Here is a 17,235-nt window from a genome sequence, read left to right as displayed (position 1 = left end):
ACTTTTATAGTAACATATTACACAGATATCTATAAATTATACTGATCAGTTTATGTCAAATACTAATTGTTATGATAAGGCAACTCGTAGAGATTTTATAACCTTAACTGCTAGCAGTATGGTTGTGGTTGGAGCAGCGTGTGCTACCTATCCTCTTGTTAGTTCATTTAACCCTTCAGCAGATGTTCTTGCCCTATCTTCAATAGAAGTGGATTTATCTCATATCCAACCAGGGCAAACTGTTACTGTTAAATGGCAAGGCAAGCCAGTTTTTATTACTAATAGAACTCCAGAAAAAATCGCTGAAGCAAGAAATGTAAATCTCGCCGAGCTAATGGATCCTGAGCTTGACCAAGATAGAGTTAAATCTGGGCATGATAAGTGGTTGGTGACTATAGGCATTTGCACCCATTTGGGTTGCGTACCGCTTGCAAACCAAGGCGATTATGACGGTTGGTTTTGCCCATGCCATGGCTCTCAGTATGATTCATCTGGTCGAGTACGCAAAGGACCAGCTCCTTTAAATTTGGCTGTTCCACCATATGAATTTATTTCCGATACAAAAATTAAAATCGGATAATTATTTATGAATGAAAGTAATTATCCTGAAGAATCCAATCCAAACAAATCCAATCCGATCATAGAATGGATCGACTACCGACTTCCTATTTTCTCGTTCTTTAAACATCTAGGCGAATACCGAACACCCAAAAATTTGAGTTACCTATGGAACTTAGGGTCAATAGCTGGTATTGCCTTAGTAATTCAGATAATCACTGGCATTATTTTGGCTATGCATTATACCCCTCACGTCGATTACGCCTTCGAGAGTGTTGAAAAAATTATGCGTAACGTCAATTATGGCTGGCTAATACGTTATATACACTCAGTTGGGGCATCAATGTTTTTTGTTGTCGTTTATCTACATATCTGTAGAGGGTTATATTATGGCTCGTACAAAAAACCTAGAGAGTTATTATGGCATATAGGCATAATAATTTTTCTTATCATGATGGCTACTGCCTTTATGGGATATGTGCTGCCTTGGGGACAAATGAGCTACTGGGGAGCAACTGTAATCACCAATTTATTTTCAGCTATACCTGTCATTGGCAAATCGATAGTTACCTGGCTTTGGGGAGGTTTTTCAGTTGATAACCCTACACTTAACAGATTCTTTGCTTTACATTATTTATTGCCTTTTATTATAGTAGCTTTAGTCTTACTTCATTTAGTAGCCCTACATGTTCATGGTTCAAATAACCCCAAGGGTATCGATGTTAAATCCCCTAAAGATACTATTCCTTTCCATCCATATTATACTGTAAAAGATTTTGTTGGATTTGGTGTTTATTTTCTAATATTTGCTTTTTTTGTCTTTTTCAAACCAAATTATTTAGGACATCCTGACAATTACGTACCAGCTAATCCTTTGGTTACTCCAACTCATATAGTTCCAGAATGGTATTTTTTGCCATTTTATGCTATTTTACGGGCAGTACCGTCAAAGCTAGGTGGGGTAATATTAATGTTTTCTAGTATTTTGTTATTATTTATTTTACCTTGGCTTGACAGCTCAAAAGTTAGAAGTGCCAATTATCGACCAATGTTCCGTATAGCTTTTTGGCTGTTCATAGCTGATTGTTTGGTACTTGGATATCTTGGAGGAAAACCAGCCGAAGACCCTTATATTACCTTAAGTAGATTTGCTGCTACTTACTATTTCTTTCATTTTTTCGTTGCAGTACCACTAATTAGCAAGTATGAGAAAACTTTGCCATTACCGGATTCTATATGAAAGATAATAAAATTACCTCTTATATCAAATTTTACCTGTGTTTGTTAATTTTGTTAGTATCCAATACTATCACTGCCAACGAAGCATTACCTACAAAAAAGATTGCTTGGTCATTTGATGGAATTTTTGCTAGCGTTGATAGAAAAGCTGCCCAACGTGGCTTTCAAGTCTATAAAGAAGTATGTAGTGTGTGTCATGGTCTTTATAATTTATATTATCGTAATCTTAAAGATATAGGATTTTCAGATGAAGAAATTAAAGAAATAGCCAAAAATTATACGGTGCAAGATGGACCCAATGATGCAGGAGAAATGTTTGAAAGACCAGCTCTACCATCTGATCCATTTGTTCGCCCCTATCCTAACGAACAAGCAGCAAGAGCAGCCAATAACGGGGCAGACCCACCTGATTTATCATTGATCATTAAAGCAAGACCTGATGGGGCAAATTATGTATATTCTATACTTACTGGTTATACTAATCCTCCTGAGAATTTTAAATTAATGCCAGGATTAAGTTACAATCCATACTTTCCGCATAGTCAAATTGCCATGCCAGCTCCACTAACAGATGGACAAGTACAATATATAGACGGAACAAATTCATCGGTAGAACAAATGGCTATGGATGTTACCGTATTTTTACAATGGGCTGCTGAACCTGAAATGGAAAACCGTAAATCTATGGGTTTGAAGGTAATGATATTTTTAGTAATTTTTACAATTTTCTTTTATATTTCTAAAAATAGAATTTGGCAAGATGTTAGGAACCCTCATGAAAAAAATGGATAAAACTATAAAAAAAGGTAAGCGTTCACAGTTTTTTTGCTATTTTCTTATGATAATATCTCTCCACTACTGTAATATATGGCAAAAGTTTCCACTGGCATCAGATCGATTTTTAGGTTCTATGAACAAAATTTTAATTGTCTAGATTTTAAGTGTTTTTAAGCGAAAATTAATAAGATTTTTGCAGGAATAGTGTACCTATTTCAAAAAAATCTTATAATTTGCAACTAAAAAGAGTCAAAATCTAGACAATTAAAATTTTGTTCACAGAGCCTAGTACTACAGTTGTAGTTTAGATGTGAGCATTCACGATTTTTTTGTGATGAATAAAAAAACCTGATCACCAAGCGTCATTGCGAGGAGACCGTAAGGTCAACGAAGCAATCCATTTCTAATCACTTTCCTGGATTGCTTCGTCGGTCTGGCAACCTCCTCGCAATGACATCTTATACTTTAACCTTTTTTCCGTGAACACTCACATTCAATCTACAACTGTAGTACTAGTTAGTAACTGTAAAATTATTATTGACCAAAGCTAATTTTAGCACTTCATCTACAGTTGATACTGATAAAATTTCTAAACTCTTTTTTATATTCGGTGGAATATCTTCTAAGTCTTTAACGTTATCTTGAGGTATTATCACCGTTTGTATACCACCTCGGCTGGCAGCTAATAATTTTTCTTTTAGTCCCCCAATTGGTAATACTGTCCCCCTTAGGGTGATTTCTCCAGTCATTGCTACAGTTCTGTTTACCGGTATTTTGGTCATAAGTGAAACAATAGTGGTAAATATTGCACATCCAGCAGATGGACCATCTTTTTGAATCGCTCCAGCCGGTACGTGTAAATGGATATCAAGATCTTTATAATCTTCGTATTTTAATCCAAAACTACTAGCTCTAGAACGAAAACAGCTATAGGCTGCTTGAGCAGATTCTTTCATTACATCCCCAAGTTTACCAGTAGTTTTAATGTCTCCTTTGCCATGAAATGACAAGGCTTCAATGGTAAGTAATTCTCCGCCAACTTCTGTATAAGCAAGTCCCGTAGTACTACCTATTTGATCTTCTTTTTCAGCTAGACCAAAATTATATTTCCTAACTCCTAAATATTCTTCAAGATTAGCAGATGATATTGATATGTTTTTTATTTTTTTGTTACTCAAAATTCTTTGCAATACTTTTCTTGTAACAGAGCCAATTTCTCTCTCAAGCGATCTTACTCCTGATTCTTTGGTATAATATCTGATTAATTCTAAAATTGCTCCATCATCAATAGTGAGTTCATTTTTCTTCATTTCATGCATTTTCAATTGCTTTGGTATTAAGTAGTTTTTGGCAATTTGTAATTTTTCTTCTTCAACATAACCAGAAATGTTAATGATCTCCATACGATCAATTAGAGCTCTGGGCAGATTATAAGAATTAGCTGTTGCAATAAACATTACCTCTGATAAATCATATTCTACTTCTAAATAATGATCAACGAAATGACTGTTTTGTTCAGGGTCTAAGACTTCAAGTAATGCAGAAGCCGGATCACCTCGAAAATCAGAACCCATTTTATCAATTTCATCTAATAACATAACGGGGTTATTAGTTTTAACTTTTTTTATTAAATTTATAATTTTTCCTGGCATAGAACCAAGATATGTTTTTCGATGTCCCCTAATCTCCGATTCATCTCTAATACCGCCAAGAGCAAATTTAGTATATTTCCTACCCATCGCTTCAGCAATGGATTTGACCAATGAGGTTTTTCCAACTCCTGGTGGACCGATTAAGCATAATATAGGTCCTTTAATTTTTTTAGAACGTTGTAACACTGCTAAATATTCAATAACACGCTCTTTGACTTTCTCAAGACCAAAGTGATCACGATCCAAAATTTCTCTAGTTTTATTTATATCAGTTTTATTATTATCAAATTTCCCCCATGGCATGGCTAATAATGTATCAAGGTAATTACGAACAACTGATGATTCACCTGACATTTGATTCATAAGCTTTAGCTTTTTCAGTTCTGCTTCAGCTTTTTCTTTTGCTTCTTTTGAAAGTTTTAAGGTTTTAATCTTTTTTTCTATATCAGAGAAATCAGATTTATCATGTTCGAGTTCTTTTTGTATAGCTTTCATTTGTTCGTGCAAGTAATAATCACGCTGAGTTTTCTCAATTTGTTTTTTTACTCGCAATTGTAAAGCTTGCTCTGCATCTATTTGAGCCATACTAGATGTTAATGTATCTATTATAGTTTTAATTCGTGATTGAGGTTTGGTCTCCTCTAACAAAGTTTGTTTTATTATTAATGGTACAGTCAAATAAGAAGCTAGTACATTAGTGACATAACTAAAATCTGTTGGATTTTTTGCTATTTCACCAGTTATCGTTTCTATTATTTCTGGATTAATTTTTTTATGAGTCTTAGTATATTTTGTAAATAACTCAATAACATTTGCTGTGGAAACTTTTAAAGATTCTACATCAATTACCTCTTCATCATGTAGTATGCTATATTCAGCTTCAAATATCTCTTTATTAGTGATGTTATGTAGGGTAACCTTATCGATTGCTTCAACTAGAATTTTGGCATTATTCTGTAACCTTACTGTTTGTATAATTTTAGCAATTACTCCTGTAGAATGAAGATCTTGAATATCCGGAGTATCTTGATCTTGTTGTTTTTGTAATACTAATAATATATATCTATTATTATCTATAATTTTAGTATTAAACAAAGCTTTTAGAGACTTTGACCTACCGACAAATACAGGAGCGATCATACCTGGAAATATCACCATGTCTTTTAATGCGAGTAAGGGTAATTTTTCTTTATTTGTCATATTAAAAACCTTAAGAAATTTATATACTAAAGAGGATGGTAGCTATATAATACCGTCTTACTGTGATTTCAAGCTACATTTAGTTTTATATATGCCTTCATCGCCTCAATCTTCCAATATCATATCAATAGCAAGCAATAGGGTAAAACAATATCTTCATTTGACCCCAATAGTTCAATCTGAAATTTTAGATAAAATGCTTGGTCATAAAATTTTCTTTAAAATAGACTCGTTACAAAAAACCGGAGCATTCAAGGTTAGAGGGGTATTAAACCACTTATTAGAGTTGCAAGAACAAAATTGTTTACCAAATAAAGTTGTTGCATATAGTACAGGTAATCATGGAATTGGTCTTGCTTGGGTAGCAAAAACCCTTAACCTTAATGCAAGAATTTATTTACCAGAAAATACCTCTCCAATTAAACAACAAACAGCAAAATATTATGGAGCAGAGGTTATACTAACTAAAACTAGACAAATGGCAGAAGATAAAGCAAAGAGTGACATAGAAAATGGTTTTTACTATTTGCATCCTTCCGATAGTGATTCTAGTATAGCTGGGGCTGGTACGATGTGTTATGAAGCATTGCAACAATTAGGATTTAGCCCAGATGCCATTTTTGCTTCTTGTGGAGGTGGGGGGTTGCTTTCTGGATCATATTTAGCGAAAGAATTACTATCTCCATCCAGCTTGCTGATAGGTTCAGAGCCGCTTAATGCCAACGATGCTTTCTTATCGATTAAGCAAGGTTCGATATATAGGTTTACTGATTCACCAAGTACTGTAGCAGATGGTTTACGTACTTTAGCAGTTTCACCACGTACATTTAATTATCTAAATAAACTTGATGATTTCTTTCTTGCTGATGAACATTCTATATATTATTGGACCGCTTGGTTGGTTCATTTGCTACGAATTGCCTGTGAACCATCATGTGCTTTAAATATGGTTGGAGTAGTAAATTGGTTAAAGAAACAGTCAAAACCTAAGAAAGTTTTAGTACTTATATCAGGTGGGAACATTGATCCTATTATTTATCAGGAGCTTTGGAAGGGAGAATATCTTGCTAATTTGCCTAGGCTATTATAATTACTTATTGTACTCAAATCATTTGAGTATATACACTCTACAGAAAAACTATTTAGGGGAGTATGGCGTCCCCCAAGGCGTTAATCCTCTATAAAGCCAATATTCTTTGTAAATATCGTCTAATTTTTCTATCTGTGCTTTTTCCACACCCCCAGCCCAAGGTTTTGTTCCTGAATAATGTAAAATAAATTTTGTATAATAATTTGTATTGGTTGTGCTTGATCTATAACTAGGTGTATGATTCCATTTATGTGAAATATGGTTAATTCTATCGTTAAAAGCTACATTTATTATATCTTGTTCAAACATTGAAAGAGAACATACAGTATTGTTTAATGAATTTATTAAACAATCTTCTGCTTTATTATTTCTCATATTTTCTAAATTAAACCACATAACACCGGCATTTATATAAAAATACGGTAAAGCATGATTACACCCAAGTTCGTTATGACCAGGATTACCGGCATCATAGCTACCTGCCACAAAATAATCCGTCATATCAATAGTTTTAAAATAGCTTAAATCTCTTAAGACTATTAAATCAGCATCCAGCGATAATACCAAGGTTAAATTCGGCAAAATTTTACTAAAAAATGGTCTATAGCTTATTAAAAGAGGCCAGTCACAATTTTTAAATTTACTTTTTATTAATTCTATCGGCAGTAAATTATTATCAACATTTATAAAATTTATTTTGTAAGGCCTTATATCCTGCATAGATGACAGTTTTTTTTGCGATTCTATAGATATAGGGTCTTCCTGATCCATAATAAAATAAAAATCATAGAAGCTATCTAAGTCTGAATTTAACAAAGCTGATGCAATGGTAGTTGCAGCATGTACTGCATACTTATCATTTATAACAAGAGCAATATTAGTAACATTATTAGCCTCTATTCCGCTTAAATTCAAGGCTCGTTGATAGTTAGCAACGGCTGTCTTAAGGTCTATGTTCGCTTTCTCTAAAACAGAAGATCGACCTAATATATTAATCATGCTAAGCCTATAAAAAGCTTTAGCTGATAATTCAGGAATATTTAATGCTATCAGCTTATTAAGAAAAGCTACTTCATCTTGCATGTAACCACTAAAATATTTTAGTAAATCTTCTTCTTTTAAGTCTTTAATAAAAGAAAAAATCTGTTCTTTATGATCTTTAATAATAATATGAGCTAAATTAAGGGCATATTCTGATTTATATAATAAATCTAAAGAATAGCTGCTATTTTTTATGCCCCTATATAATTCAGCTTTTTCCTTTTTTAAAAGTTGTAAACGTGATAAACAATCGTAACCTTTGGCAATTGATATCCTATCTACCGCTTCTTCAATTTGGAAAAGACAAACCTTTTCAATGTAGTCTTTTCTTTCATCAGTTAAAAAATTATTGTTTAGATCATTAACCACCATATCAAATTCAAAACGATTTTTTCTTAAATTTGAGTAAATACGAGAGTAAGTATAATCATTTACTCTTTCGGCAACTGATATTTTCCCATTTTGAATATTATCATTATTTTGCAGTGACACTAAGTCATTTGAAAGTTTTTTTATTTTTATTTTTCTTTTGTCATAAGAATAACCTCCTAATATACATAATGATATTATTAGAAGAGCTAATGCATATTTATATTTTTGTATCCTTATCTTCATTATCTTTCTCAACGCCTTAGGTTTTGTAAACATTTTTCTTTAATGTGCATAATGCTCACAACAACCTAAGATATTTTGATGACAAAACTCCCCCTAAATGCAACATGCACTTCTCATTCTAAAATTTTAAACAAATGAAAGTATAACTATTGTATTAATTCATTTCTAACTTTCATAAAAAAGATATTATCATAAAAAATTTTTTATTTAAACATAGCCAACACGACGTTATTCCACACTCTTTTTAATCGCAAGAACTTCTGGTGATAACTGTATTAATCTTGTCTGTAACCTAGGTAATAATTTTGGTTGATATTTAGATAGGTATTGCTCTGCACTATTTTTATTATCAATTACGTTTATTGCGTGATGAATTGAGAAAGATTTGCTTATATCAAATTCTAAATTACCAATATATAAGACATCGCCTCCTTTAATAGAAAAACTTGCTATGTTACGAAGATTTGCAATAGAACGAACGACTGTAGGAAACCAACCTTTATCAGAAATAAATCCGCTGAGAGAGTATGTACCCGGTTCAAGAACTTGAACTTGACTTTTAATACCAAAAGTAACTTGAGTTTGATTTTGCTCGTTACGCCACGTAGCATCGCATAGGGTAAAACTTCGTGCCAGATAACATGAACCTAATACCACAGCCTGTTTATTTTCTGCAATAGATATCAATTGCTTTGTCGAAATGCTTGCACACCCAGTCAGCAACATAATCAAAATATATAACATGAATATAGATTGCTTCATCACATCGTTCCTTGGTTATCAAATTTAAACTTAATTCAATTACTTCTTAACAAATTCTGTATTAATAACATTATCCGAGTTCTTAACTTCAGCAACATACGGTGATAGCTGAATCAATTGTGTACGTAATTTATCTGAAAACTTAGGATAGCGTTTCTCTAAAGCTTTTTTTGCTACGTCTGTATTATTATGTACCGAAATTGCTTTCGCAATTATAGCAGAACTTCTGAGATTAAAATCCATATCACCAATGTACAGCACATCTCCACCTTGAGCATCGAATGTAGCAATATTGTGAATATTATCGGCAGTATATGTGTTTATATACCCTGCCCATGAATCACTCTTATATGCCGTAAAATATGTAAGGAAATATTTGCCAGGTAGGACAGCATGGATGCATATTTGCTGAAATTTTGATGATTCCATCATTTCAGTTGGGTGTTCTATATCCGATCGTCCAATTATACCTCGTCCTTCAGTTATACTCCAACCAGTCTGACAAGGCTCAGGATCATAATCTTTAATTATCAACCCAACCGGAGGGGTTGATGCCATACAACTACTTACTATAAGAGCCATTTCACCACGCTCAACTGCATCCAGTTGTTTTTGGTTCACGGTAGAAGAACACCCGCTAAATAATAAAGGAAAAATGAGGAGTATTAGAACTAATCTTTTCATAATATGATTTTTTAAAATAATTATTTAATTATAGCAAAAAATTAGAGAGATTTTAAAAATCGCTAATACTCACTAATTTTGTGTGCATCACCTAAGTAGGATGACATAAGCAACAAAAAATATATTATTGCAACTGAGCCTTAGCTTGAGCCACTATATCTGCAAAACCTTGCGGGTTGTTAACTGCCAATTCAGCTAGCACCTTACGATCAATATCTATTGCAGCTTTTTTAAGCCCACCCATAAATTGGGAATATACTAAATCATGCTCACGCACTGCTGCATTAATTCTTTGTATCCAAAGCCCTCTAAAATCACGTTTACGATTTCTACGATCCCTATAAGCATATTGTAGAGCTTTTTCAACTTTCTCAATTGCTACCTTAAAGCAATTATTAGACCGCCCTCTATAACCTTTAGCAAGTTTGAGAATTTTTTTATGGCGATTTTTTGAAATTTTTCCTGATTTTACGCGTGACATATCTCACCTATTTCCTTAGTTAAATTGTTAAATTCCATATGGAAGGAAGAATTTTTTTAAATTCTTTGCATCTTGAGTACAGAGAATCGTTGTTCCTCTAAGGTTACGAAGTTGAGCTTTTGTCCGACGTCTCATGAAGTGTTTTTTACCAGCTTGAGTAGCACAAACTTTACCAGTAGCGGTAAGCTTAAAGCGTTTTTTTACAGCTGATTTTGTTTTTAACTTAGGCATTATTAATTCCTTATATTTGGTATTTTAAGACTGTATAGCAAAAATTAGGCATACCAAAGCCATATTGCTACAAATCTAGTATAATGTTTTTAATGAGTTATTGCAAGTTAATTTTTTATACAACACTAGCTATGAGTGTTCACAGCCTAATTATCACACAGAGAAAGAGTTGCCACACCCACACTTAGTTTTTGCATTGGGATTCCTAATTTCAAAATAGGAACTGCCTAACTCTTCGATAAAATCTATTATACAATCAGCCATAAATGGCTGTGATATTGCATCGATAACCACTTTGGTATTATCTTTTTCTATAACATAATCATCTTTTGTTATGTCATTACTTGGCACGAGGGCGTAATTATAAACAAACCCAGAACATCCCCCACCATCAACAATTATTCTAAGAACTAAATTGGGATTATCTTCCAATTTGATTAACTCGCCCACTCTTTTAAAAGCATTATCGGTAATTTCTATTGACATGACATGATTATATTATTAAAGACCCTTAAAATAATCCTAAAAAGCTAATTTTGCAACAGCTTCATTTAAAAACCTTGAAAAGCTTAGTAGGTGATTCTATACTATAGTCAATTCAGGAGAATTGGGGACTAGGAACGACGAGTGACGACGTCACCAACTTCTCATCAATTGACTATATAGCTAATCCGGTTAACATTATGCCATTAATATTAGCAAGAAGTAGCATCGCACGACAAAGCGATCCTGTCTTCTGTCATCCCTACGAAAGCAGGGATATTAGATTCCGCACCGAAGCGGGAATGACAGGGTAAAAACGTCATTGCGAGGAGCCGAAGGCGACGAAGCAATCTCTTGTTGCTTTTTGGATTGCTTCGTTGCTACTAAAGTAGCTCCTCGCAATGACAGAGAGGTTATCTAGAACATAATATTAGGAGTTAATATATGCTTGCTTCATATGCAGTAGACCCCAGCAATAGTAGGGGAAGATTGTTTAACGAATATCCTACAGCTTACAGAAATGAATTTGAACGAGATCATGATCGTATAATTCATTCAAAGGCTTTCAGGCGTTTGCAATATAAAACCCAGGTTTTCATTAATCATGAAGGCGATCATTATCGAAATCGTCTTACTCACTCAATTGAAGTTTCTACGGTTGCCCGTTCTATTGCTAAAACTCTTAACTTGTCAAGTGATTTGGCAGAAACTATAGGTCTTGCCCATGATCTTGGACATACTCCTTTCGGTCATGCAGGAGAGGTAGCTCTAAATAAGTGTATGCAAGACTATGGTGGATTCTCCCATAATGCTCATTCATTAAAGATTCTTACTAAAGTAGAGAAAAGATATGCAGCTTATGATGGATTAAATTTGACATGGGAAGTGCTAGAAGGAATTGTCAAACATAATGGCCCTTTAATAAATAATATACCTGAATATATAGTAGAGTATGATTCACAACATAACCTTGACTTAACTCATTACTCCTCAGCTGAAGCCCAAATTGCTTCGTTAGCTGATGATATTAGTTATATTTCCCATGATTTAGAAGATAGTGTTGGTGCTAAGATTATTGACTTTAATCATCTAACGGAAATTAAATTTATTGATCAATATGCTTTTGAAATTAAGTCTCAATTTGAGAATATAACAACAACTCAGCTTATATATGAAGTAGTACGTAAATTAATCAGCGATTTAATTGATGATTTACTACTACAAACAAATAATAATCTACAGAAACAGAAAATAATTACAACCGATGATATACGCCATCTTGATTATCAGCTTGTTGATTTTACTGATGAAGCAAAAGAGCGTATAGTAAAAATTAAACAATTCTTGTATGATAAAGTATATAAGCATAATAAATTGACCTCGATGCTTTTAAAGTGTCAAAGAATCGTACAAGATTTATTTAAGATATATATGGATAATATTGATTTACTACCATTTAGTTGGAAAGAATTAATTATACCAGGGAATACAAAATCTAAAGCTGGTATAATAGCAGATTATATAGCCGGCATGACTGACCGGTTTGCTATTCAAGAGCATCAAGATATTTATTCCTTCAATTCTAATAATATTTAATTTATGAATATATTTAATAAATTACGTAACGATATCATTAGTGCAGGCAGAAAAATATGCGATAATGATGATGTGTTACAATTGGCAGATGTTGAAATTCCTAAAGATAAGTTCAATGGGGATCTTTCAAGCAATATAGCTATGATTATTGCAGCAAAACAAAATATCAACCCTAAGGAACTAGCTATTAAATTTAAGGAGATATTAACGCCTCTACCATATATTGCCTCTATAGAAGTTGCCGGTCCAGGATTTATTAACTTTACTATTAAAGCCGATATGTGGCATAACTCTATTAATGACATATTACTAGATAAAGAGGAGTTTTTTAAGGTTAATTTTGGTAATAATCAAAAAGTCAATATTGAATACGTCTCTGCAAATCCAACTGGTCCTATGCATATTGGTCATGCTAGAGGAGCTGTGTATGGCGATGCTTTAGCCAAGGTTCTAGATAGTACCGGCTATATTGTTACCAAAGAATATTACCTTAATGATGCCGGCTCCCAAGTGGATGACTTAGCTAACTCAGTTATGTTACGCTATAAGCAAGCATTAACAAAAGAAGATATCGTGATACCAGCAGGGCTTTATCCTGGAGAATATTTGGCAGATATTGGGCAAAAATTGGTAGAAAGATTTGGAGATAAATTATTAACAGTGCCGGATAGCGAACGTCATGAACTCGTTAAGAGGTTTGCAATAGAAGAAATGTTAGTGATAATTAAGCATGATTTAAAGGAGCTAGATATTGAACACGAGGTATTTTTTTCAGAAAAATCACTGCATGATAGTGGCAAGATTGAGGAAGTTGTTCAGTTGCTGAACGCAATGGGGCTAATATATGAAGGGCAGTTACCCCCACCTAAAGGCAATGCAGATGAACCTTGGGATTCAAGAACTCAAAAATTGTTTAAATCTACTGCTTTTGGCGATAATCAAGATAGACCAATAGAGAAATCTGATGGTAGTTGGTCATATTTTGCCTCTGATTTAGCTTATGCTAAGGATAAAATAGATCGTGGATTTGATCATCTAGTTTATGTTCTAGGGGCAGATCATTGTGGTTACGTAAAAAGAATTGAGGCAATAGTTAAGGCTCTTGGTAGAGAAAAAGTTAAAGTTGATGTTAAAATTTGTCAATTAGTAAATTTTGTTGACAATGGTATCGCTGTAAAAATGTCAAAACGTAGCGGTAATTTTACTAGCGTGCAAGATGTAACAAATGAGGTAGGTAAAGACATAATAAGATTTATAATGCTAACTCGTAAAAATGATGTTACTCTTGACTTTGACCTAGCAAAAGTAAAAGAACAATCAAAAGATAATCCAGTGTTTTACGTACAATATGCTTATGTTAGAACTATGTCTATATTGGAAAAAGCTAAAGAATCTATGCCAGAAACATATAATAAATTCTTAGAAAAAGAGTATGATTTGTCTTTACTTTCTACTGAAGAAGAAATAGAAATAATTAAACTGCTTGCTTTATGGTCAAAAATCTTAGAGACTTCAGCAAAATATTTTGAACCTCACAGAATAGCTTTTTATTTGATTAATTTAGCTTCAAAATTTCATGCTTTATGGAATTTTGGCAAAGAGAATAATGATTATCGGTTTTTAATTGAAGATAATATAGAGCTAACTGTTGCTCGCCTTGCTTTAGCAAAATCTATTCAAAAGATTATAAAAGTTGGTTTTGATGTTATAGGGGTAACGCCTATGAATAAAATGTAACTATTATAGCTAACCTAATTAGCATTACAGTCAATATACAGAAGAGCTACTTTAGAGCGACAAAGCAATTATCCTGCACCGAAGCAGGGATGACACAAAAAAGTTATTTATAAAAAATATGGTTAATCGTATTTTTCTAATTATTATTTTTCTCTCAATACTTAGTGCTATTACATATTTAGTGTATACTAATTATAATCAAGATAGTGGTGGTCAGGTAGTGACGATTTACCATGATCAATCGCCGACAAAAGTTAAGCCACAAGATAGCGGGGGGATAGTAATACCAAATGCCAATAATATAATTTATGAGAATTTACAACAAAAAAAGATTAGTAAGCCTATAACGTTGCAACCTGAACCGGAAAAGCCATTAAATATTACTAAACAAAAATCAGTACAAGGTGATGAAGATATTGACTCTATAGATACAATCTTATTTGATATAATAGAAACTGATCAGGTTAAGCATAAGAAACTCAAACTAAGTAAAAATGAAGATGGGACGGAAGTAATTTTACCTAATATAATAAAAAACGAACCGGTACAAACAGAGAGTTTAATAGAACAACAGCCTAATTCAAATAAGGCAGGTCTAAATATAATAAAAGTTACTGAATCGCATCGTAAGATCGATGATACGCAGTTATTAAATAAGTCAAATCAAGGGGGGTATAAAATCCAGATAGCTTCGGTAAAATCTGAATCAGAAGCCAACCAAGAAGGGGAGAGAATCAAAAAAAAATATGCGAAAATCCTTAATAATAATACGGTGATAAATATCAAAAAGATACAATCTGATAAAGGGAGTTTTTTCTATTTAGTCTTAGTAGGTAACTACCAAAATATAAACCAAGCTAAAGCTATATGTAAGAAACTTTCTGACAATCATCAAGCTTGTATAATTACCAACCATTGATGTGTCAAATTGTGAGTGTTCACCAACGTCATTGTACATAGGAGTCAACTTAAGAAAATAGTAGTTGAAAAGGCGTCATTACAAGCTATCGTAGGTGGTGTGGCAATCCATTTCTAATTACTTTTCTGGATTGCTTCGTCTGCTTACGCTTCCTCGCAATGACGTTTGGGACTCTAGAACTTATTCGGGTTAGATATATTAAGGCTTGTGATATTTATCAATCATCCAATTTATAAATGTATTATCAACAGACTGCTTTTTTAGAGAATATTCATATACTTCTTTTATTAGAGCTGTAAGATTGGCAAATGAAAAGTTTAAATTTTTCTCAGTTAACATATTAATAGTTACACTAGTGGATTTGCTAAAGATTTTCATCTGATCAACAGTCATCACCTCAAGGTTTACTTCGTTATCAACAACAAGAGCTTCCAAATTAACATCTAATGCCTTAGCAATTAATTGTAAATTAGTAGCACTAGGGTTTTTTGAACTACCGTATAAAATACTATAAACAGTATTTCTACTTATTCCAGTTTTCTTCTCTATCTCTACCGCATTGATATTTTTTTGAATCATTAATGAGTTAAGTTTGATTTGTAAGTTTACCATAAATAAAGCTTTGTCTATAAAAATTAATATTTTTAAATATTAAAGGTATATTTATTAAAAAGTAAACAACTAATAATTAATTGTTTTTATAGTCAGACTAGTTTTTGAACCTTAAAAGGTAAAATATTAATTCTTACCACTTAATAATATTTGATTTTGCAACTTGAATAGATCAGAGGTTGCACTTCTTGCCAATTGTAGCATAGCATAAAATTGTTCTTCAGAAAAGGGGGTTTTTTCAGCTGTACTTTGAATTTCTATTATATTTCCATTGTCGGCAAAAACAAAATTGGCATCTACCTCAGCATTACTATCTTCTAGATAATCAAGATCAACTATTGGTTGCCCTTTATATATACCACATGAAATGGCTGCTACTTGTCTAATTAAAGGGTTAGTTTTAATAGCCTTCCTAGCAATTAATGCTCTAATTGCTAAATGAAGTGCAATATAGCTACCAGTAATTGCTGCTGTTCTAGTTCCGCCATCAGCATTAATTACATCACAATCAAGGATGATTTGTTTTTCCCCCAAGGCTTTTAGATTAATTGCCGTACGCATCGATCTGCCAATTAGCCTTTGAATCTCCTGAGTCCTACCTGACTGCTTTCCTTGCGTTGACTCACGCTTCATACGCTGGTGAGTTGAACGTGGTAACATACCATATTCAGCACTTATCCAACCTTGATTTTGCCCTCGTAGAAATGGCGGGACATTTGTTTCATAGGTTGCACTACATATTACATGGGTATTGCCAAACTTAACAAGACACGAACCATCAGCATTAAGCAGAACTGAAGGTTCAATTGAAATGTTACGTAATTGATTATTTTTTCTATCAAAAGCTCTCATAGGTTATTACTTAGTTAAAATTGACTTGAAAATACAAAGATTTACACTATATGTTAAGAAAGTAGATTTTTGCAAGAAAAAAGGCTGTAAATATGGAAAAACAACAAGAAAACAATAATAATCAGGAAATTGGTGCTGACACTGATGAGAAACTAATAAATGAAGTAGAAAACCAGCTTTCCGATGACACCATAATGTTACAAGATAGCTTGCAAGAGATTGCTAGTTTAAAAAACCAAATTGAGATTTTGCAGGATAAGTTGCTAAGGACAATAGCCGAATCTGATAATACTAGGAAACGTCTAGAAAAATCAATTGAAGAGGCAAGAGACTATGCAATTTTTTCTTTTGCTAAAGATTTGCTCAGTGTTAATGATAATCTTTCTAGAGCTTTGGAGCATAAGCCACAAAATATGGAAGGGGATATAGCTAATATTATTACTGGAGTAGAGATGACTAAAGGTGAGTTGACTAGCATACTACAAAAACATGGTTTAGAGTCAATAGAACCATTATTAGGGGAAAAGTTTGATTACAATATACATCATGCAATTTCACAAATACTATCAGATGAATATGATCAAGATAGCGTCATAGCAGTTATGCAATCAGGGTATAAGATAAAAGATAGGTTACTTAGACCTGCTACAGTGCAAGTATCGAAGAGAATATAGCTAACACGTTAAGGTTCTAGATAGTTTTTACG

The 17,235-nt window shown here is 33.0% G+C and carries 17 protein-coding genes; 8 read left to right on the top strand and 9 right to left on the bottom strand.

Annotation, left to right across the window (positions count from 1 at the left end):
* Positions 1–52: 52 nt before the first annotated feature.
* The 3 genes from petA to ACFELY_RS02240 are packed head-to-tail and all read left to right on the top strand — an operon-like array spanning position 53 to position 2,589.
* On the top strand, positions 53–580 hold the full coding sequence (gene petA, locus ACFELY_RS02250) for a ubiquinol-cytochrome c reductase iron-sulfur subunit (protein WP_094649207.1): 528 nt from the start codon (positions 53–55) through the stop codon (positions 578–580).
* Positions 581–586: 6 nt separating this feature from the next.
* Positions 587–1,798 carry a cytochrome b gene (locus ACFELY_RS02245; RefSeq protein ID WP_341759693.1) on the top strand — a complete coding sequence of 404 codons (1,212 nt, stop codon included), beginning with the start codon at positions 587–589 and terminating at the stop codon, positions 1,796–1,798.
* On the top strand, positions 1,795–2,589 hold the full coding sequence (locus tag ACFELY_RS02240) for a cytochrome c1 (RefSeq protein ID WP_375333516.1): 795 nt from the start codon (positions 1,795–1,797) through the stop codon (positions 2,587–2,589). The genes ACFELY_RS02245 and ACFELY_RS02240 overlap by 4 nt, the downstream gene beginning before the upstream one ends.
* 497 nt (positions 2,590–3,086) lie before the next feature.
* Here ACFELY_RS02240 and lon read toward each other — a convergent pair whose 3' ends face one another.
* Positions 3,087–5,426 (bottom strand): endopeptidase La, encoded by a 2,340-nt coding sequence (gene lon / locus ACFELY_RS02235; RefSeq protein WP_375333515.1) that lies wholly within the window; start codon positions 5,424–5,426, stop codon positions 3,087–3,089.
* A gap of 91 nt (positions 5,427–5,517) precedes the next feature.
* Between lon and ACFELY_RS02230 the strand changes: the two genes are divergently transcribed.
* Positions 5,518–6,516: a serine/threonine dehydratase gene (locus ACFELY_RS02230; protein ID WP_375334107.1), complete on the top strand. Its 999-nt coding sequence runs from the start codon at positions 5,518–5,520 to the stop codon at positions 6,514–6,516.
* A gap of 48 nt (positions 6,517–6,564) precedes the next feature.
* Here ACFELY_RS02230 and ACFELY_RS02225 read toward each other — a convergent pair whose 3' ends face one another.
* From ACFELY_RS02225 to erpA, 6 genes are all read right to left on the bottom strand, one after another.
* Positions 6,565–8,205, bottom strand: a complete 1,641-nt coding sequence (locus ACFELY_RS02225; protein ID WP_375333514.1) for a glycosyltransferase family 8 protein — start codon at positions 8,203–8,205, stop codon at positions 6,565–6,567.
* Between the two features lie 195 nt (positions 8,206–8,400).
* Positions 8,401–8,934 (bottom strand): hypothetical protein, encoded by a 534-nt coding sequence (locus ACFELY_RS02220; protein WP_341759697.1) that lies wholly within the window; start codon positions 8,932–8,934, stop codon positions 8,401–8,403.
* 39 nt (positions 8,935–8,973) lie between these two features.
* Positions 8,974–9,618 (bottom strand): hypothetical protein, encoded by a 645-nt coding sequence (locus tag ACFELY_RS02215; protein WP_341759698.1) that lies wholly within the window; start codon positions 9,616–9,618, stop codon positions 8,974–8,976.
* A gap of 124 nt (positions 9,619–9,742) precedes the next feature.
* Positions 9,743–10,099, bottom strand: a complete 357-nt coding sequence (gene rplT, locus ACFELY_RS02210) for a 50S ribosomal protein L20 (protein ID WP_341759699.1) — start codon at positions 10,097–10,099, stop codon at positions 9,743–9,745.
* Between the two features lie 27 nt (positions 10,100–10,126).
* Complete coding sequence (gene rpmI, locus ACFELY_RS02205) at positions 10,127–10,330, bottom strand: 50S ribosomal protein L35 (protein WP_094648668.1); 204 nt, start codon at positions 10,328–10,330, stop codon at positions 10,127–10,129.
* Between the two features lie 153 nt (positions 10,331–10,483).
* Complete coding sequence (erpA, locus tag ACFELY_RS02200) at positions 10,484–10,816, bottom strand: iron-sulfur cluster insertion protein ErpA (protein ID WP_341759700.1); 333 nt, start codon at positions 10,814–10,816, stop codon at positions 10,484–10,486.
* A gap of 441 nt (positions 10,817–11,257) precedes the next feature.
* Here erpA and ACFELY_RS02195 point away from each other — a divergent pair, with 441 nt between their 5' ends.
* From ACFELY_RS02195 to ACFELY_RS02185, 3 genes are all read left to right on the top strand, one after another.
* Positions 11,258–12,409: a deoxyguanosinetriphosphate triphosphohydrolase gene (locus tag ACFELY_RS02195; protein WP_341759701.1), complete on the top strand. Its 1,152-nt coding sequence runs from the start codon at positions 11,258–11,260 to the stop codon at positions 12,407–12,409.
* 3 nt (positions 12,410–12,412) lie between these two features.
* A complete protein-coding gene (gene argS / locus ACFELY_RS02190) occupies positions 12,413–14,146 on the top strand; it encodes an arginine--tRNA ligase (protein ID WP_375333513.1) in 1,734 nt (577 codons plus the stop codon).
* Between the two features lie 118 nt (positions 14,147–14,264).
* Positions 14,265–15,065 (top strand): SPOR domain-containing protein, encoded by an 801-nt coding sequence (locus tag ACFELY_RS02185; protein ID WP_375333512.1) that lies wholly within the window; start codon positions 14,265–14,267, stop codon positions 15,063–15,065.
* 198 nt (positions 15,066–15,263) lie between these two features.
* On the opposite strand, the gene ACFELY_RS02180 is transcribed toward ACFELY_RS02185, so the two are convergent.
* Both ACFELY_RS02180 and rph read right to left on the bottom strand, forming a co-directional pair.
* Positions 15,264–15,677 (bottom strand): helix-turn-helix domain-containing protein, encoded by a 414-nt coding sequence (locus ACFELY_RS02180; RefSeq protein WP_375333511.1) that lies wholly within the window; start codon positions 15,675–15,677, stop codon positions 15,264–15,266.
* Positions 15,678–15,803: 126 nt separating this feature from the next.
* Positions 15,804–16,529: a ribonuclease PH gene (rph, locus tag ACFELY_RS02175; protein WP_375333510.1), complete on the bottom strand. Its 726-nt coding sequence runs from the start codon at positions 16,527–16,529 to the stop codon at positions 15,804–15,806.
* Between the two features lie 92 nt (positions 16,530–16,621).
* On the opposite strand from rph, the gene grpE reads away from it, so the two are divergent.
* Positions 16,622–17,203 (top strand): nucleotide exchange factor GrpE, encoded by a 582-nt coding sequence (gene grpE, locus ACFELY_RS02170; RefSeq protein ID WP_375333509.1) that lies wholly within the window; start codon positions 16,622–16,624, stop codon positions 17,201–17,203.
* Positions 17,204–17,235 lie beyond the last annotated feature (32 nt).

Origin of the sequence: Candidatus Tisiphia endosymbiont of Xenochironomus xenolabis (assembly GCF_964264705.1) — a bacterium.
Classification (GTDB): Bacteria; Pseudomonadota; Alphaproteobacteria; order Rickettsiales; family Rickettsiaceae; genus Tisiphia.
The sequence above is the reverse complement of the archived record's forward strand: the minus strand, read 5'-3'. Positions and strand labels throughout refer to the sequence as shown.